Origin of the sequence: Devosia faecipullorum, assembly GCF_015158295.1 — a bacterium.
GTDB classification, from domain to species: Bacteria; Pseudomonadota; Alphaproteobacteria; order Rhizobiales; family Devosiaceae; genus Devosia; species Devosia faecipullorum.
Genome location: NZ_JACDXV010000002.1, coordinates 585940 through 602891 on the forward strand (window position 1 = coordinate 585940; position 16952 = coordinate 602891).

Annotated in this window: 18 protein-coding genes; 3 read left to right on the forward strand and 15 right to left on the reverse strand. The window is 63.9% G+C overall.

Annotated features, from left to right (window positions below):
• Position 1 precedes the first annotated feature (1 nt).
• The 4 genes from H0482_RS08500 to H0482_RS08515 all read right to left on the reverse strand — a co-directional run bounded on the left by H0482_RS08500 (position 2) and on the right by H0482_RS08515 (position 3337).
• Positions 2–1207 carry a multidrug effflux MFS transporter gene (locus H0482_RS08500; protein ID WP_193729588.1) on the reverse strand — a complete coding sequence of 402 codons (1206 nt, stop codon included), beginning with the start codon at positions 1205–1207 and terminating at the stop codon, positions 2–4.
• Positions 1204–2016 (reverse strand): alpha/beta hydrolase, encoded by an 813-nt coding sequence (locus tag H0482_RS08505; protein ID WP_193729589.1) that lies wholly within the window; start codon positions 2014–2016, stop codon positions 1204–1206. The genes H0482_RS08500 and H0482_RS08505 overlap by 4 nt, the downstream gene beginning before the upstream one ends.
• 44 nt (positions 2017–2060) lie before the next feature.
• Entirely contained in the window at positions 2061–2699 is a 639-nt protein-coding gene (locus H0482_RS08510; RefSeq protein ID WP_193729590.1) for a DsbA family oxidoreductase, read from the reverse strand.
• Positions 2700–2776: 77 nt separating this feature from the next.
• Positions 2777–3337, reverse strand: coding sequence for a hypothetical protein (locus H0482_RS08515; RefSeq protein ID WP_193729591.1), 561 nt, complete (start codon positions 3335–3337; stop codon positions 2777–2779).
• A 148-nt stretch (positions 3338–3485) separates the two neighbouring features.
• On the opposite strand from H0482_RS08515, the gene H0482_RS08520 reads away from it, so the two are divergent.
• Positions 3486–3698: a SlyX family protein gene (locus H0482_RS08520; protein WP_193729592.1), complete on the forward strand. Its 213-nt coding sequence runs from the start codon at positions 3486–3488 to the stop codon at positions 3696–3698.
• Positions 3699–3740: 42 nt separating this feature from the next.
• Here the strand turns inward: H0482_RS08520 and H0482_RS08525 are convergent, their stop codons facing one another.
• The 9 genes from H0482_RS08525 to H0482_RS08565 form a co-directional block, all read right to left on the reverse strand.
• The gene (locus tag H0482_RS08525) at positions 3741–5303 is read right to left on the reverse strand and encodes a hypothetical protein (RefSeq protein WP_193729593.1); all 1563 of its coding nucleotides are present in this window, start codon (positions 5301–5303) and stop codon (positions 3741–3743) included.
• A 53-nt stretch (positions 5304–5356) separates the two neighbouring features.
• Positions 5357–5965, reverse strand: coding sequence for a LysE family translocator (locus H0482_RS08530; RefSeq protein ID WP_193729594.1), 609 nt, complete (start codon positions 5963–5965; stop codon positions 5357–5359).
• Between the two features lie 36 nt (positions 5966–6001).
• Positions 6002–7405 (reverse strand): NAD(P)(+) transhydrogenase (Re/Si-specific) subunit beta, encoded by a 1404-nt coding sequence (locus tag H0482_RS08535; RefSeq protein WP_193729775.1) that lies wholly within the window; start codon positions 7403–7405, stop codon positions 6002–6004.
• A gap of 10 nt (positions 7406–7415) precedes the next feature.
• The gene (locus tag H0482_RS08540) at positions 7416–7724 is read right to left on the reverse strand and encodes a proton-translocating transhydrogenase family protein (protein ID WP_193729595.1); all 309 of its coding nucleotides are present in this window, start codon (positions 7722–7724) and stop codon (positions 7416–7418) included.
• A gap of 1 nt (position 7725) precedes the next feature.
• On the reverse strand, positions 7726–9105 hold the full coding sequence (locus H0482_RS08545; protein ID WP_193729596.1) for a Re/Si-specific NAD(P)(+) transhydrogenase subunit alpha: 1380 nt from the start codon (positions 9103–9105) through the stop codon (positions 7726–7728).
• Positions 9106–9172: 67 nt separating this feature from the next.
• Positions 9173–9337 carry an aa3-type cytochrome c oxidase subunit IV gene (locus tag H0482_RS08550; RefSeq protein ID WP_193729597.1) on the reverse strand — a complete coding sequence of 55 codons (165 nt, stop codon included), beginning with the start codon at positions 9335–9337 and terminating at the stop codon, positions 9173–9175.
• A gap of 51 nt (positions 9338–9388) precedes the next feature.
• Complete coding sequence (locus tag H0482_RS08555; RefSeq protein ID WP_193729598.1) at positions 9389–11191, reverse strand: M3 family oligoendopeptidase; 1803 nt, start codon at positions 11189–11191, stop codon at positions 9389–9391.
• 112 nt (positions 11192–11303) lie between these two features.
• Positions 11304–12062, reverse strand: coding sequence for a sulfite exporter TauE/SafE family protein (locus tag H0482_RS08560; RefSeq protein WP_193729599.1), 759 nt, complete (start codon positions 12060–12062; stop codon positions 11304–11306).
• 285 nt (positions 12063–12347) lie between these two features.
• Entirely contained in the window at positions 12348–14156 is a 1809-nt protein-coding gene (locus H0482_RS08565) for an ABC transporter ATP-binding protein (RefSeq protein ID WP_193729600.1), read from the reverse strand.
• Between the two features lie 210 nt (positions 14157–14366).
• Between H0482_RS08565 and rpmE the strand changes: the two genes are divergently transcribed.
• Entirely contained in the window at positions 14367–14588 is a 222-nt protein-coding gene (gene rpmE, locus H0482_RS08570) for a 50S ribosomal protein L31 (protein WP_193729601.1), read from the forward strand.
• 122 nt (positions 14589–14710) lie between these two features.
• On the opposite strand, the gene rcdA is transcribed toward rpmE, so the two are convergent.
• A complete protein-coding gene (rcdA, locus tag H0482_RS08575) occupies positions 14711–15235 on the reverse strand; it encodes a protease adaptor protein RcdA (protein ID WP_330998237.1) in 525 nt (174 codons plus the stop codon).
• A 316-nt stretch (positions 15236–15551) separates the two neighbouring features.
• Positions 15552–15734 (reverse strand): DUF1192 domain-containing protein, encoded by a 183-nt coding sequence (locus H0482_RS08580; RefSeq protein WP_193729602.1) that lies wholly within the window; start codon positions 15732–15734, stop codon positions 15552–15554.
• A 79-nt stretch (positions 15735–15813) separates the two neighbouring features.
• Here H0482_RS08580 and H0482_RS08585 point away from each other — a divergent pair, with 79 nt between their 5' ends.
• Positions 15814–16836: an NAD(P)H-quinone oxidoreductase gene (locus H0482_RS08585; protein ID WP_193729603.1), complete on the forward strand. Its 1023-nt coding sequence runs from the start codon at positions 15814–15816 to the stop codon at positions 16834–16836.
• Positions 16837–16952 lie beyond the last annotated feature (116 nt).

Consider the following 16952-nt stretch of genomic DNA (forward strand, 5'->3'; position numbering starts at 1 on the left):
TTTATTGTCTGGATTTCCGTCTTCTCTCGGCCCAGGCCACGGCAAGGATGAGCAGCGCCACGAAGGGCAATTGGATGGTGAGGGCGGCCCGCGCCGTGGGGAACAGGGCGCCTGCGGCCAGCGAGCCGGCAAAGCCCCCGCCGACCTGGAAAAACCCCGTCAGCGCGCCCGCTGCGCCGGCAATGGAGCCGAAGCCGGCCATGGCGGCGGTGGTGGCGCTGGGGGTGAGAAAGGCGAGGCCGATCGTCCACAGGCCCACCGGCGCCATGATGGCGACGATAGAGGTATCGAAAAGGCGCGGCAGCAGGCCGAAGATCAACCCGCTCAGGCCGAATAGAGAGAGTGCCACAGCCATCAGCCCGGCGCTGCCCAGGCGGGTGGAGAGGCTCCCGGCCGCCAGACTTCCAAGGATGAAGGAGGCCGTCTGGGCCAGCATGATCATGGCGAATTGAAAGGGCGTAAGCCCCAGATCGTCGATGAAGATGAAGGGCAGGATGGCGGTGAAGGCGTGGAAGCCGGCAAAGGCGAGGCCGAGCAACAGCGAGGGAACGACGAAATCGGGGGCGACCAGCAGGGCGCGGTAATTGGCAAGGATGGTCCGGAGCCGCAGCTTCACCCGCTTGTCTTCCGGCAGCGTCTCGCGCGCTCCTGTGGCGAGCAAAGCCAGGATGGCGAGGCCGAACCCGGCCATGACCACGAACATGAAATGCCAGGAGCCCAGGAGCAGTATGACGCTGCCGAGCGTGGGCGCGATGGCCGGGGTGATGGTCAGGATCAGACTGACCAGAGTGAGGATGCGGATCGCCTCGCTGCCGATGAATTGGTCGCGCACCATGGCGCGCGACAGCGCAACGCCCGCCGAGACGCCGAAGCCCTGCACGAAGCGGCCGATAAACAGCATTTCGAGGCTCGGGGCGGCGGCAGCGATGAGGCTGCCCAGGACATAGATGGCGAAAAAGACCATGCCGACGGCGCGCCGCCCATAGCGGTCCGAGAGCGGGCCGCAGATGAGCTGGGCCAGGGCGAAGGCGGCGAAATAGACGGTCAGCGTCAGCTTGCCGGCCGTATCGGTGGTCCCGAAATCGGCGACGATGGTGGGCAAGGCAGGGGAATAGAGGGTGAGGCTGAGCGGACCCGTCGCCACCATCAACCCGCCGATCAGGGCGGTGCGGCGGGCCGACATGCCCGCCGAAGGGGTAGGGCTCACGGGGCGGAAACCGCCTGTTCGAAGAAGGGACGGGCCTGATCCCAGATGCCGGCGGCCCAGAGATCGGAATGGCCGGCGCCGGGCACGATCCAGAGCGCCTGCGGATTGGGAGCCAGCCCATAGAGGCGCTCGCCATTGGAGACGTCGATCGTGGTGTCGGCGGTGCCATGGGCGACGAGCACGGGTTCGGTCACATCGGCGATCCACAGATTGGACGGGAACTGGTCCTGCATGACGAAGCCGACCGGCAGGAAGGGATAGCGCTCCGCCGCGACGGTGACCGCCGAAAGGAACGGCGTTTCGAGCAGGAGGGCGGCGGCGTCGCGCTGGCTGGCCACATAGGTGGCGGGGCCCGAGCCGAGCGAGCGGCCCCAGATCAGGATAGTGTCATGGCGCGCGGCGGCCCAATCATAGGCGGCGAGGGCGTCGGCGATGATATTGTCCTGCGAAATGGCGCCGGGCGAGGTGGGAAAGCCGCGATAATCGAAGGCCAGGAAGCCATAGCCGTCGGCGACGAATTGGGCATAGCGTTCATGCTCTGCGGTGAAGCTGCCCGAATTGCCCTTGTAATAGACGATGAGCGGCATGCCGGCGGCGGGGGCCTGATACCAGGCGGAGACAAAGCCGTCGCCGGAGGGGATCTGGATCTCCTGGGCCTGGCTTAGCCCGGTCGCGGCCAGGGCCGTGACGTCGCCGTCCGGGCTATATTGCAGCGCCCGCTGGTTGAAGAACATATAGCCGATGAGGGCAGCATAGAGAATGACGGCCAAAGCCAGGATGGCAACAAGAATACGGCGCAGCAGCTTCACGTCAGACCTCGGGCGAGCAAATCCGCGCCGACCATATACGCTTGTCAGAGTTCGGAAAGGGTCTTTTCGAGCACCTGGTCAAAGACCTCGTCCGGCTGCGCCCCCGAGAGCGCATATTTCTCGCCGAAGACGAAGAAGGGCACGCCGCGAATGCCCTGCTGGGCGGCGCCGGTGGCCAATTGCTCGGTGATGGACAATTCGTTCTCGTCATTGATGGCATCGAGCGCGTCGCCGCGATCCCAGCCGAATTCAACGGCGATGTCGGTCAGCACATTGTCGTCATTGATCTGGCGATGGCCGAGGAAATAGGCTTCGGCAATGGCATTGGCCAATTCGTGTTGATTGCCATTGGGCTTGGACAGCCGGGTGATCGTATGGGCCTTGGCGGTGTTGAACATGCGCGGCTGGCGGCTGAGATCGAGTGCGATCCCGGCCTTTTTGGCTTCGCCTTCGACCCGCCCCCACATTTCGCTGGGATCGCGGCCATATTTCTGCTTCAGCACTTCGCCGACATCGACGCCTTCCGGCGGCACGTTTGGGTCGAGATAGAAAGGGTGGTTTTCCACCACGACCTCGACAGTGTCGGGCAGTCTGGCGATGGCCTGATCGAGGCGGGCCGAACCGACCAGGCACCAGGGGCAAACCACGTCGGTGAACACGTCGATCTTGAGCAGCTTGGTCATGGGGGCGTTCCAGAAAAATTCGATCCCATCCAGATGGGCCTCCGGATGGGATGCGGCAAGAGGGCACTTGCGGGTAACTATGCGCCGGGCGGGGATGTCACCGGGTTCTGCCCCTGGATCAAGGCAAAGGGCGGCGTATAGGCGGCGGTCAATACGAGCCCCATGGCGGCGCTGAAGCCGACAATGGCGAGCATCGGGGTCAGCAGCCAGCCGGCCAGGCTCGAGGCTTCGCCGGCGCGGCGCAGCGTGGCGAGGCCGACCAGGAGGACGGCGGTGCAGAACAGGCTCAATTGCAGCGAATCGAGTGGCGCCGTGAGGAAGGGCAGGGCGACATAGATAAGGGTAAGCACGGCCAGCCAGATCCGCGCCCGCCGCGCGGCAAGCGGCACAAGCACGCCATAGGCCGCGCCCAGCAGCGCCAATTGGGCAAGATGGGCGGCGGCCCCAAGCCATCCCGGCAATCCGAAAGGCGCGAAATACAGCGGCATCACGCCCAGCGCTTCGGCGCCGAGATTGACCAGGCCGAACAGTCCGGGCGCCAGGGCCGCGCCGGCAAAAGCGGGCAGCGCGGCGCGCATACCGATCCCGGCCTTGCGCTTCTGGTGCAGTGCGGTGACAAGATGTGCTGTGGCGGCCATTTTGCGGCTCCCCGTGGCAGGTGCTGCAAAGACAATGGGCGGGGGCTGCCTTAGGTTCCGCAAGCGTCAACACGCTGGCGTTAGCGACGAGGCTTGAGATGGCGCGCCTGGCGGCTTATGCGGAGCGCTTGAGCACAAGGGTTTGACCATGGCCGACAGGCATATTGAAGACCGGCTGGAGGCGCTGGAAACGCGCATCGCCCATCAGGACCACACGATCGAGGAATTGAACGCCACCATTACCGAGCAATGGAAAGTCATCGACCTGATGAGCAAGAAGCTGGTCATGCTCGAAGAACAGGTCCGCTCCGGCGCCTATATCGCCGATCCGGCGACGGAAAAGCCGCCACCGCATTATTGAGGGCATTGCGGCGCTGTTCTCGGGCATGGCAGGCCGCTCCGCTCAGCTGCGCTCCAGCCCCACAGCGGCGCGGAAGGCGGTGATATGGGGCGCGGGCGGCGCGCCTTTGCGGGCGGTATCGGTCCAATAGAGATTGTGGGTGAAAATCCGCCAATCCAGCCGCCCCCAATGGATTTCCACATCCATGTCCATGATGCCCGGCCCGAAGCGGCTCGCGCCTGCCAACGGGCCGGAAATGGCGTCGCCGAGCAGGAAAAGCGGGGAATCGAAGCGGTCATAGAGATTGGTCCAGCGCGTCGCCGAGAACACTGCCGCGTGGTGGGCGGCATCGCCCCTTTCGGCATCGGCATAGATGGCGCCATGCGTCCTGTCGTAATTCTGCGCCGGAGCGGTGGGCAGAACCCGTTCGGCCTTCATGCGGGCAAAGTCTTCGGCGCCATCGGTGATGAGGAATTCAGCGCTGGAAAGCGGCGAGCCCAGGGTGATGAGATCGGAGACTTTCCATCCCGATTTTCTTGCCTCGCCCACGGCCTTCTGGCGGCGCAGGGCGTCGAAGGCGGCCCATTGCAGGCGCTGGAATTCGGCGACATTGGCATTGTCCCAGCTGTCCTTGGGCGCGCTGGCGACGAAGGCGTCCACGGCTCTGAGCGCTGCCACCGCATCGGGGCCGGGGGGATTGTCCTTGGTGGGACCGACCTCGCGCCAGAGAATATGCAAAAGGTCATAGGCGAGGACCGAGCCCAGCGAGTGGGCGATGACGATCACCCGGTCATATTCGGGGTCGTCGTGAAGCGCCTTGAGCAGGGCGAGCCCGCGATTGCGCACGCCCTGGCGGCTCTGCACCGTCTCGGTATGGGCCGAGAGGTAGCTGGCGGCGTCGCCGAAATAGGGCAGGAGCAGCGTGTCGGCGAGATAGGCGAGCCAGAAGAGCAGCATCAGGTTCACCACATGCAGGTTCCAGCCGAAACTGTCGAGCACGCCGACGGCGATGACGAAGATCAATAGCGGTATGGGCAGGCGCTTGATCACGGCCAATTGACGGATGAATTTGGGCAGCATGATCAGCGCCAGCCCGACGAGGCTGATGACATGGCCACGCCGGGCGGCGGGCGACAGGAAATGCTCGTACCAGTCGAAGGTGAAGAGCCTGGGCAGGGCCAGCAGCGCCGCCAGAGCGGTGATGATGCTGATAATGGTCAGTCCCCAGAACACCGCCCAGGGCCAGCGCATATGGCGCGGCACATAGCCCGGATCGATCCATAGGAGGCGCTTGATCCAGCGCCAGAGATTGCGCAGCGGCGTCGCGTTCAAAAGGTCGGCGTAATAGAGTTCGAAAAAGTCGCTGCGCCGACCATTATGCTCGGGCGTGGTGATGCGCTGGAGCTCGTAAAGTCCGCTCTTGTCGTCGGGCACGATCCAGACGGGGCGCGGTCGGGCATGGGTTTCGGCCGGGGCGTCGAGTTCGGGATTGTCCTGCCAGAGCACGCGCACGAAATCGCGGATCGTGCCCATGGGGCGCTGCTCGCCCTGCCCGTGGACGATGACCACGGCCTGCCGTTTGATGGGGGCTCTATTGCCCGCCTTCTTGCGGATTGCTTTGGTCATTCTGTCCCTCCCGGCGCCAGATTAGGGCAAGGCGGCTTCGCTGGAAACCTGTTCTAGCCAGCCGTGGTGAAGGCGACCCAAAGGGCCACGGCGAGCAGCAGGAACGCGAAAATCGTGCCCATTTGCCGGCGGCGATGGTCGATGGTGAGGAGAGGCTGCACGGTTCCGGCCAGCAAGACCACTCCGGCATGAACCAGGGTCGCGATCAGCACATAGACGGCGCCGAACAGCAGGGCGTTGCCCAGCCTCGCCTCGGGCAGAAAACCGGGCATGATGGTGATGTAGAACAGCGCCGCCTTGGGATTGAGCAGGTTGGTGACGAGGCCGCGCCGGAAAAAGCGCCAGCTGCCCGCCAGCGGATCGGGGGCTTCGATGGGCTTGCGCGAATCGGTCCAGGCTTCCCAGGCGAGATAGACCAGATAGGCAACGCCGGCCCAGCGCAGCGCCTGATAGAGCCAGGCATGATCCAGAACCAGCGTGCCGAGCCCGGAAACGGCAAGAAAACCGAGCAGGATCAGTCCGAGCGCCACCCCGGCCACAGCGGCAAGGCCCGGCAGGCGGCCGCGATCGGCGGCGAGAATGGCGAGATAGGCCATGTTCGGCCCGGGCGTCAGCTCGATGAGCAGGCTCGCCAGCGCAAAAGCAAGAAGCGCGGCACTCATGGCCGCGCTTCCCGATATTTCATTATGGCGGGGATGTTAGTGACCCAGCGCCTTGACGATGTCCTCGGTGACTTTCTTGGCGTCGCCGAACAGCATCATCGTATTGTCGCGGAAGAACAATTCGTTCTGCACGCCGGCATAGCCAGCGGCCATGCCGCGCTTGATGAACAGGACCGTGCCTGCATCCTCGACGTTGAGGACCGGCATGCCATAGATGGGCGAGGTCTTGTCGGTCTTGGCGGCGGGATTGGTCACGTCATTGGCGCCGATGACGAAGGCGACGTCGGACTGGGCGAATTCGGAATTGATGTCTTCCAGTTCGAACACTTCGTCATAGGGCACATTGGCCTCGGCGAGCAGCACGTTCATATGGCCCGGCATGCGGCCGGCGACGGGGTGGATGGCGTATTTGACTTCCACACCGGCGGCCTTGAGCATGTCGGCCATTTCGCGCAGGGCGTGCTGGGCCTGCGCCACAGCCATGCCATAACCGGGCACGATGATGACCTTGCCGGCATTCTTCATGAGGAATGCCGCGTCGTCGGCCGCGCCCTGCTTGACCGGGCGGTCGTCTTCCTCGCCGCCCGAAGCGGACGAGGTTTCGCCGCCAAAGCCGCCCAGGATCACCGAGATGAACGAGCGGTTCATCGCCTTGCACATGATGTAGGAGAGGATGGCGCCCGAGGAGCCGACCAGCGCGCCGGTGATGATCAGCGCCGTATTGCCCAGGGTGAAGCCAATGCCTGCCGCAGCCCAACCCGAATAGGAATTGAGCATCGAGACCACGACCGGCATGTCGGCGCCGCCGATGGGAATGATCATCAGCCCGCCCAGGATGAGGGCGAGAATGGTGATCAGCCAGAACAGCCAGGGTTCGCCGGTGATGGTAAAGGCCCAGACCAGCGCCACGATGGCGACGCCGAAGGCGATATGGATCAGGTGGCGCGCCGGCAGGATGATTGGCTTGCCGCTCATATTGCCGTTGAGCTTGGCGAAGGCGATGACCGAGCCGGTGAAGGTAAAGGCGCCGATGGCGGTGCCGATGCTCATTTCAACCAGCGCCTGGGCATGGACATGGCCGATGGAGCCAATGCCGAAGGCTTCCGGCGCATAGAGGGCGGCGGCGGCCACGAAGACGGCGGCCAGGCCCACCAGCGAGTGGAAGGCGGCGACCAATTGCGGCATGTCGGTCATTTTGACATTGCGGGCCATGAAGGCGCCGATGCCGCCACCGATGCCCAGACCGCCCACGATCAGCAGCCAGCTGGTGATATCGGTCGGGGCGGCCACGGCCAGCGTGGTCAGGATGGCGATGCCCATGCCCACCATGCCAAACGTATTGCCCTGGCGGGCCGAGGACGGATGGGAGAGGCCGCGCAGGGCCAGGATGAACAGAACGCCCGAGACGAGATAGAGAAGGGCAGCGATATTTGCGTCGATCATTTTTAGATCAGCCCTTCTTCTTGTACATGGCCAGCATGCGCTGGGTCACAAGGAAACCGCCGAAGATATTCACGGAAGCGAAGATCAGCGCGATGAAGCCGAAAATCTTGGAGGCCCAGCCGGCATCGTTGACCAACTGCACGCCCACGGCGAGCAGGGCGCCCACCACGATCACCGAGGAAATGGCGTTGGTGACGCTCATCAGCGGCGTGTGCAGGGCCGGAGTGACGCTCCAGACCACGAAATAGCCGACAAAGATCGCCAGCACGAAAATGGCGAGCCGGAAGGTGAAGGGGTCGATTGCGGACATATCCATCTTATTTGCCTTCCTTGGGAGCGGCGGGCTTTTTCGCGGCGGGCTTTTTGGCCGGAGCCTTCTTTTCGGGGGCAGGCGCGGCGGGAGCTGCGGTCTCAGCCTTGGGTGCAGCCTTGGGAGCCGCCGCCTTCCTGGCCGGCGCATCCTTGGCGTCGGCCTTGGCTGCCGGTTTTTTCGGCGCTGCCTTGGGCTTGGCGCTGATCACCTCGCCCACGACGGCGTCTGCTGGTGGCGTGACGATGTCGCCGACCTTGGGCGCGGCAACGAAATTGGGGTGCACCACCGCGCCATCGCGGGTGAGGACGGTGGCCTTGACCAATTCGTCGTCCCAGTTGATGGCCAGCTTCTTTTCCTTCTTGTCGATCAGGGTGTCGATGAAGGCGAGCAGGTTGCGGGCGTAAAGCTGGCTGGCAGTGGTGGGGATATGGCCGGCCAGATTGGTGTGTCCGACAATGGTCACGCCATTATGGACGATCACCTTGCCGGGCTGGGTCAATTCGACATTGCCGCCGCGTTCGGCGGCCAGATCGACGACCACCGAGCCGGGTGCCATGGATTCGACCATGGCCCTTGTCACCAGCTTGGGAGCGGGACGACCGGGGATCAGCGCCGTGGTGATGACGATGTCCTGCTTGGAAATATGCCCGGCGACCAGTTCGGCCTGGGCCGCCTGCTCGTCCTTGGTCAATTCGCGCGCATAGCCGCCAGTGCCCGAAGCGTCTTTGAGCGCATCGGTCATGATGAATTTGGCGCCCAGCGATTCCACCTGCTCGCCGGCCGCGGCGCGCACGTCGGTGGCCGAAACCACTGCGCCGAGGCGCTTGGCCGTGGCGATGGCCTGGAGGCCCGCGACGCCTGCGCCCATGACGAAGGCCTTGGCCGGGCGAACCGTGCCGGCGGCGGTCATCATCATCGGCATGGCGCGGTCGAACAGCCCCGCCGCTTCGATCACGGCCTGATAGCCGGCCAGATTGGCCTGGGAGGAGAGGATGTCCATGACCTGGGCGCGGGTGATGCGCGGCATGAATTCCATGGCGATGGCGGCGATGCCGGCCTTGGCGAGCGCGGCGATGTCGCTTTCATTGCCATAGGGATCGAGCGCGCCGATGAGCAGCGCACCCTTGTTGACCCCGGCCAGATCGGCGGCAGCAGGGCGGCGCACGGTGAGCACGATATCTGCGCCCTTGAGCGTTGCCGCCGCATTGGCGCCGATGGCGGCGCCGGCTTCGACATACAAGTCGTCGGCGATGCGCGAGCCGGTGCCCGCGCCTTTCTCGACAATGATCTCGGCGCCCAGACCGATAAGTTTGGCGACGGTCTCGGGGGTGGCGGCGACGCGGCTCTCCCCCTCGAAACGCTCGCGCAAGACGGCAATTTTCATGGAAACTCTCCTACCGCCTGCCGACGGCAGGCATGTTTCGCGGGGGGCCTGCTTGCTTGGGATCAGCTTAGTGGATGATCAGGAAATAGAGCACGACCATCAATGCCGCGCCGCCATAGATCGCCCACTTCACGCCCTGGACGAAGCCGCTGAAGGTTTTTTCGTGTTCGGCATAATCCATCGCGGATTCCAGCACGGGAGCGGGATGGGGTTCGGCGGTCTTTTTGGCCATGAGGTCCTCGAAAAGATAGGTGTCTAAAGGTTTTAAGCCGAAAGTAGCACCTCAGTGCGCGCTGGCTTCCAGCTCGTCGATCAGCCCCTCGATCATCGAGAGGCCAAGCGACCAGAATTGCGGGTCTTTGGCATCGAGCCCGAAAGGCGCGAGAAGTTCGGAATGATGCTTGCTCCCCCCGGCCTTGAGCAGCGCGAAATAGCGCTCCGCAAAGCCGTCGCTGGCCTTCTCATACTGCGCATAGAGCGAGTTCACAAGGCAGTCACCGAATGCATAGGCATAGACGTAGAAGGGGGAATGGATGAAGTGCGGGATATAGGTCCAGAACACCTCATAGCCGTCATTGGCGAGGATGGCCGGGCCCAGCGATTCCGCCTGCACCTCCATCCACATGGCGTTGATTTCCTCGGTCCGCAATTCGCCGTTGCGGCGGGCGGTATGGACCTTGCGCTCGAAGGTGTAGAAGGCAATCTGCCGCACCACCGTATTGAGCATGTCTTCCACTTTCGAAGACAGAAGGGCGAAGCGCTGCTTCGGATCGGTGGTCTTGTCGAGCAGCGCCCGGAAGGTCAGCATCTCGCCGAAGACCGAGGCGGTTTCGGCCAGGGTCAGCGGCGTATTGGCCAGGATCGGCCCCTGCGCGGCGGCGAGGCGCTGGTGCACGCCATGGCCCAGTTCATGGGCGAGGGTCATGATGTCCCTCGTGCGGCCGAGATAGTTGAGCATCAGATAGGGATGGGCGCTGGGCACGGTGGGATGGGCGAAGGCGCCTGAGCGCTTGCCATTGCCGGCGGGCGCGTCGATCCAGCCCGAATTGAAGAAGGGCCGGGCCAGTTCTCCCAGTTCGGGCGAGAAACGGTCATAGGCGTCGAGCACGGTGGTCACGGCGCTGTCCCAGTCCCAGATGCGCTCGTCGCTGGTGGGCAGCGGCGCATTGCGGTCCCAGGCATTGAGCTTTTCCTTGCCGAACCATTTCGCCTTCATCTTGTAATAGCGGTGGGAGAGGCGCGGATAGGCTTCCTGCACCGCCGCTTGCAGCGCGTCGACCACTTCGCGCTCGATGGAATTGGCCATGTGCCGGCTGTCGGCAATATCCTGGTAGCCGCGCCAGCGGTCGGAGATTTCCTTGTCCTTGGCCAGCACATTGGTGATGTGGGTGAAGAGCCGCACATTGTCCCTGAAAGTCTTGCCCAGGGCCTTGAACGCGGCTTCGCGCTTTTTCTCGTCCGGTTCGGACAAGAGGTGCAGCGTGGTTTCAAGGTCGAGCGCCTCGCCATCGACCTCGAAGGACAGGCTGGACAGGGTTTCGTCATAGAGCCGGTTCCAGGCCGAAAAGGCGGTGACCGACTTGTCGTGGAACAATTCCTCGAGCTTGTCCTCGAGCTGGTGCGGCTTGGCCTTGCGCAGGTCGGCGAACCAGATGCGATAGCGCGCCAGTTCGGGATCGGCGGCGAAGGCGGCTTCGAGATCGGCGTCCTCGATGCGGTTGAGCTCGAGGGTGAAGAACAGCGTTCGGGTGGAAAGGCTGGTCAGCGCCTCGTTGATGTCGCCCATGAATTTGGCGCGGTCGGGATCGGCGGTGTTCTGGGCATAGTGAAGAAAGGCGAAGGAGCCGATGCGCCCGCCCAATTCCTCCATGGCCTCGCTGTCGCGGATGGCCTCGATCAGCTTGCCGGCCTTGGTCAGCGCGATCAGCTTGCCCTTGTAATCGGCCTCGAACTTGACGGCCTGGGCCTTGGCTTCTTCCATCGCCGCCTTGAATTGCGGGCTGTCCTTGCCGGGATAGAGATCGTTCAGATCCCAGACCGGCAGGTTTCCGAACTGGTTATGGCCCTTGGGCGCACTATCGGACATGGAACGCGACTCCGAAGAAAAGTTTCGGCGCGGACCTTAGCCAGTGGGCTTGTGGATGTGAAGGCGCTGCGGTGAGGCGGAATGTCTCCGGTCCGGGCCGCAATCCATGTCCTTACCCTGCCAGCAGCCGGTTCGTGCCTTCCCAGATCAATTGCAGCGACAACAGGAAAACCAGCCAATAGGCAATGCGGTAGAACAGCCGCGCATCGATGCGGCGGACCAGCGAGACCCCGACAAAGACCGCCAGCACGCCGAGCGGCGCCAGCGCCGCCGACAGCGTCAGATTGGCGACGTTGAGCTGGCCAAGGAAATAATAGGGCACCAGCTTGGCGCTGTTGACGATGGCAAAGAAGAAGGCGGTGGTGCCGGCGTAAACGGTGGGTGCGAGCTTGCGCGGCAGCACATAGATCTGGAAGGGAGGGCCGCCGGTATGGGAGATGAAGCTGGTAAAGCCGGCAATGCCGCCCCAGAACGTGCCCCATGGCTTTGAGGGCGGCAGGCCTGCCAATTGCTTGCGGATCGGAAACACGGCGTCGAGCACGAAGAGCAGGGTGACCACGCCGACCATGAGCAGGACCACCGCGTCGCTCACCACGGCCCAGAGCGCCCAGCCGATCAGCGTGCCGATGGCGGCGCCGGGCAGCATGACCCGAATGAGGCTCCAGTCGCATTCCTTGCGATACATCCAGACCGCCACCGCATCCATGCAGAGCAGCACCGGCAACATGATGCCGGCGGCATCGCGCGGGGCCATGACGAGGGTCAGAAGCGGCACCCCGACCACGCCGAGGCCGCCGAGCAGGCCCGCCTTGGACAGGCCGACAAGCGTGATGGCGGCGACGCAGACCGCGATGAAAACAGGATCTGGCATGGAAAAACGAATCCGGCGGGGAGAGTTTTCTATACCGAGCCCGCAGACCCGATTTTGTCAACTCCGGGCATGCGCCGCGATGGAATAATGCAAAATGCCAGTGGCCAGTCGCCGATGGTATTGGTGTGGTGTGGGGTCCAAAACAGGACCTTCCTCCGTTCCGAGGCCGCGTTCCTGCGCCTCCCTCCCCCTTGAGGGGAGGGATCGAGGGTGGGGGTTCTGGACTATCCGCAACCTGATAAAGGCAAAACCGGAGCCGATGGCCGCGCCTGGCCGCCTGAACCCCTAAGCCTCGCGGAACTGCAATTTCGCCAGTTCGGCATAGCGACCGTCCTTGGCGACCAGTTCGCCATGGGTGCCCTGGTCGATGATGCGCCCGCCTTCGAGCACGAGGATCGTGCTGGCATCGCGAATGGTGGCGAGGCGGTGGGCGATGACGAGGGTGGTGCGGCCCTTCATCAGATGTTCGAGCGCCAATTGCACCAGATATTCGCTCTGGGCGTCGAGCGCCGAGGTCGCTTCGTCCAGCAGCAGAATGGGGGCATTGCGCAGGATGGCGCGGGCAATGGCGAGGCGCTGTTTCTGGCCGCCCGAAAGCATGACGCCGCGTTCGCCGACAATGGTGTCATAGCCGGCCGGCAGGTCGGCGACGAAATCGTCGACCAGGGCGGCCTTGGCGGCGGCGATCACCTCCTCATGACCGGCTTCGGGTTTGCCGAACAGGATATTGTCGCGAATGGTGCCGGCGAAGATGATCGGCTCCTGCTCGACATAGGCGAAGCGCTGGCGCAATTCGCCCAGGCGAAGATCGCGGACATCGATGCCATCGACCCGGATCGTGCCGCCATCGATGTCGTAGAAGCGTTGCAGCAGCGAGAGCGTCGTGGACTTGCCCGAACCGGACGGCCCGACCAGAGCCACGGTCTGGCCCTTAGCCACCGAGAAACTGACCCCGTCGAGCACCTTTTCGCCATTGGCGCCGTCATAGGCGAAGCTGACCTTGTCGAATTCCACCGTGCCCAGCGGCGGCTCGGGCAGGTCGAGGGGGCTGGCGGGATCCTTGATGGCCGGTTCGGTATCAAGGATTTCGGTCAGCCTTTCGGTCGATCCGGCAACCATCTGCAAGGTGCCCAGCACTTCCGAGACATTGGTGAGCGCACCGGACGCCATCAGCGCATAGACGAGGAATTGAGCCAATTGTCCCGCCGTGACCGCGCCGTCAAAGACCGAGCGGGCGCCCCACCAGACCAGTCCCACCAGCGCGCCGGTGCCGAGAAAGATCACCATGCCGACCATGACGGCGCGCGCGCCCAGGCGTCTGGTTTCGGCGTGGTAGGAGGCTTCGCTGCGCTGATCGTAGAGCGTGGACTGCACCTGTTCTTGGGTGAAGGCCTTGACGGTGCGGTTGGCGCCCAGCATTTCGGTGGCCATGGCGGAGAGGTCGGCCAGCGCGTCCTGGGTCTTGCGCGACATGCCGCGCAGCCGGCGCGAAAAGGCGATGACCGGCACCATGACCAGGGGCAGGGCGATGACTACGGCCAGCGTCAGGGCGGGGCTGGTGAGAATCATCATCACCAGCGCCCCGATAATGGTGACCATGGAGCGCAGCGCCAGCGACAGGCTGGAACCCACCGCGCCGCGGATGACGGCGACGTCGCCATTGAGACGGCTGGTCAGTTCGCCGATGCGGTTGCGGTCGAAATAGGCGGCGTCGAGGCGCAGCAAATGGCCGAAGACCGCCTGGCGCAGATCGGCCAGCACCCGCTCGCCGATCACCGAGATGAAATAGAAGCGCGCGCCGCTGGCAATGGCCATCACCAGGGCGATGGTGAGCACGATCCAGCCATAGCGGCCGACATTTTCGAGATTCTGCGCCACGAAGCCTTCATCGATCGCGCCGCCCAGGGCGGCGGGGATGGCGAGGGAGGTAATGGCCGAAATCAACAGGAACAGCAGGGTCAGCGACAGCCGCACCGGATAGGCGAGCACGAAGGGCACCAGCCGTTGCAGCGGGCGCAGCCGCCGCGGCTCGATATGGCCTTCGGGCACAATCTTTTCGGGATCGGCCTCAATGGGCAATGCCTGGTCTGTCATGGCTGTGGTTCGCCGTCTTGTGGGTGGGCTGCCGCAAGAGGCGACCGCCCCCATATAGGATCTGTCCCCGGCCCCGGCAACTGCTGGGGAACGGGCAAAATTGCCGCTGCGTCAGGCTTGCGGAAGCGCAACTTGTGCTGTAGTAAGCCGCCCAATACCAGTTTTCTGCTCTCCGGGCGCTGCGGCGCCCGTTTGATTTGAGGCGACGCCATGAAGAGTGACATCCACCCCGACTACCACCTGATCAACGTGGTCATGACCGACGGCACCACCTACCAGACCCGTTCGACCTGGGGCAAGGAAGGCGACACGCTTCAGCTCGATATCGACCCCAAGACCCATCCGGCCTGGACCGGTACGCAGGGTCAGCTGCTCGACCGGGGCGGCCGCGTGTCGCGCTTCAAGGAGCGCTTCAAGGGCCTGGGCATCTAAGCCCTCCGGCATTGGAATTCGATCAAGCCCGGCCCTCGCGCCGGGCTTTTTCTTTTTGGCTGCACCCACTCTTCCGTCACCATTGCCCCGTTTCTTCGGGCAATCTGGCGCAGCAATGGCGATCAGCTGCGGCCGAAAGCGGCCTTGAGGCGGGCGAGCTGGTCGGCGATGCCATTGGCGCGGGCTTCGGCGCTGTCCATGTCCGGCAGATTGCCCTTTTCCAGCGTGTCGAGCTGCATCACCCGCTCAAACAGGCGGTCGCCCTTGTCGATGAAGTCGCGCAGGGTCGGGGGCAATTGCTCATATCCGGGACCACCGCGCTGGCTGGGTGTGGCCGAGAACTTCACCTTTTCCTTTTCGGCGCGGGCATTTTCGCGGGTGATTTCGCCTTCATTGACGGCGCGCTGCAACAGCAGCCAGGAGGCCAATTGCATCAGCCGCGTGGTCAGGCGCATGGATTCGGTGGCGTAGAGGAAACCGGCTTCGCGCGGGAGCACGCGGCTCTCGATGCGGCCCAGATCGTCGAGATAGGCGGCGACAGCCTCGATTAGCCCCATGCCTTCGCGATAAAGCAGGTCAAAGCCGCCCGAGGCGACGATGCGCGGGCCGATCGCAATCGCGGATTTGGTCTCGCTGGTTTCGGCCACGCCTGATCCTCCATGCGCTTCATGCTAGGCGCAATCGCGCCAGCGGTCACGCAATGGTTCCGCCTATCCTAAAAATCCGGTTTAAGCGTGGCAGCCAGATCCCGTTGCACAAAAGAAAAAGAGCCACAAAAGATGCGGCTCTCGAAGTTAACAGGGAGGCGTCAAACAGAGGGAGAAACCACTCTGAAAAATTCAGAACAAACTGAATAATGAGAGATTACCGGCCAAGGATTAATTCGTTCTTAACGACGCGATAATTCTTAACCCTATGCGTTCACGACTTTGCGAGAAACCGGCGGGGCACGGTTCGGAAGGCTCAGAACTTGAATGCGGCTTCCGCCGCCTGGCGCGACTGGCCCTTGGACGCGATGGCGGCGCGCAGCCGCAGAATTTCGGCTTCCAGCAATTGTATCCGTTCGGCCAGTTCCTCGACCGAGAGGGCATCGAGCCCCATGCCGATATCGTGGCTGCTGATTTTCTGGCGCTCGTCCGGTTCCATTTTTCTGCTCCCGTGGCTTTTTCGGGAAGTTTAGCGCGGTCGCCTTGCGGGGCAAGCCGAATTGCGCGAACGTCGGGCCATGACCATAATTCCTGACATGCTTGCCGTGGACATCGCCGCTCCGGGCGGGCCCGACATGCTGGTGCCCCGCCGGCTGCCTTTGCCGCCGGTCGGCGTGGCCGATATCCTCATCCGCGTGGCGGCAGCGGGGGTCAATGGGCCGGACCTGGCGCAGCGGCGCGGACATTACGATCCGCCGCCGGGCGCATCGCCCTTGCCGGGATTGGAAGTGGCCGGCGAGGTCGCCGGTTTCGGGGCGGGGGTGTCCGGCTTTGTCCCGGGGCAGAGGGTGATGGCGCTGACCAATGGCGGCGGCTACGCCGAATATGTCGCCGTGCCGGCGGGGCAGGTGCTGCCGATGCCGGCAGGCTGGAATTTTGCCGAGGCGGCGGCTCTGCCCGAAACCTGGTTCACCATCACCCAGGCCCTGGTGCTGCGCGCCGGGCTCGAACCGGGCATGGTGGTGCTGATCCATGGCGGCTCGGGCGGCATTGGCGGCGCCGCCATCCAGATCTGCGCCATTATCGGCGCCAAACCCATTGCCGTGGTGTCCGATGACAGCAAGGGCCGATATTGCCTGTCGCTGGGGGCCATGGCCTATATCGTGCGCGACCGCGAAGACATTGCCGCGCGCGTCCGGGAATTGAGCGGCGGGCGCGGCGCCGACCGGGTGGTGGACATCATCGGCGGGGCGATGGCAGCGGTTAATGTCGCCGCCGCGGCGCCGGGCGGGCATATCGTGCAGATTTCGGCGCTGGAGGGCGGCAAGGCCCCGGTGCCGCTGCGCGAGATCATGTTCAAGGGTTTGACGCTTTCCGGCTCGACCCTCAGGCCGCAATCGAGCGCGGTCAAGGCCGAAATCGCCGCCTATATCGGCGCGCATTTTCTGGCCGCACTGGCCGCGCCCGGCTGGCCGCGCCCGCAGATCACCAGCTTTGCGCTCGAAGCGGCCCGGGCGGCCCATGAGATGATGGAAAGTCGCAGCCATCGCGGCAAGCTGATCCTGCTCACCGCGTTCGGAGCCGGTGAAACCGGCACTTAATCATTGCGGATCGCCGGCATTTTCTTTATATTCACCATCAGTTCCCCCTCAATTTTTGACCAAGAGGCGGAGCGGCCCGGAGGAAAACCGGCCGCGCCACCAGGAGAAATTTAGCC

Excerpts from the sequence above, each read along its gene's own strand:
- H0482_RS08510 (WP_193729590.1), bottom strand. The coding sequence starts at position 2,699 with ATGACCAAGCTGCTCAAGATCGACGTGTTCACCGACGTGGTTTGCCCC.
- H0482_RS08515 (WP_193729591.1), bottom strand. The coding sequence starts at position 3,337 with ATGGCCGCCACAGCACATCTTGTCACCGCACTGCACCAGAAGCGCAAG.
- H0482_RS08520 (WP_193729592.1), top strand. The coding sequence starts at position 3,486 with ATGGCCGACAGGCATATTGAAGACCGGCTGGAGGCGCTGGAAACGCGC.
- H0482_RS08525 (WP_193729593.1), bottom strand. The coding sequence starts at position 5,303 with ATGACCAAAGCAATCCGCAAGAAGGCGGGCAATAGAGCCCCCATCAAA.
- H0482_RS08530 (WP_193729594.1), bottom strand. The coding sequence starts at position 5,965 with ATGAGTGCCGCGCTTCTTGCTTTTGCGCTGGCGAGCCTGCTCATCGAG.
- H0482_RS08540 (WP_193729595.1), bottom strand. The coding sequence starts at position 7,724 with ATGGATATGTCCGCAATCGACCCCTTCACCTTCCGGCTCGCCATTTTC.
- H0482_RS08545 (WP_193729596.1), bottom strand. The coding sequence starts at position 9,105 with ATGAAAATTGCCGTCTTGCGCGAGCGTTTCGAGGGGGAGAGCCGCGTC.
- H0482_RS08550 (WP_193729597.1), bottom strand. The coding sequence starts at position 9,337 with ATGGCCAAAAAGACCGCCGAACCCCATCCCGCTCCCGTGCTGGAATCC.
- H0482_RS08555 (WP_193729598.1), bottom strand. The coding sequence starts at position 11,191 with ATGTCCGATAGTGCGCCCAAGGGCCATAACCAGTTCGGAAACCTGCCG.
- H0482_RS08560 (WP_193729599.1), bottom strand. The coding sequence starts at position 12,062 with ATGCCAGATCCTGTTTTCATCGCGGTCTGCGTCGCCGCCATCACGCTT.
- H0482_RS08565 (WP_193729600.1), bottom strand. The coding sequence starts at position 14,156 with ATGACAGACCAGGCATTGCCCATTGAGGCCGATCCCGAAAAGATTGTG.
- rpmE (WP_193729601.1), top strand. The coding sequence starts at position 14,367 with ATGAAGAGTGACATCCACCCCGACTACCACCTGATCAACGTGGTCATG.
- H0482_RS08580 (WP_193729602.1), bottom strand. The coding sequence starts at position 15,734 with ATGGAACCGGACGAGCGCCAGAAAATCAGCAGCCACGATATCGGCATG.
- H0482_RS08585 (WP_193729603.1), top strand. The coding sequence starts at position 15,814 with ATGACCATAATTCCTGACATGCTTGCCGTGGACATCGCCGCTCCGGGC.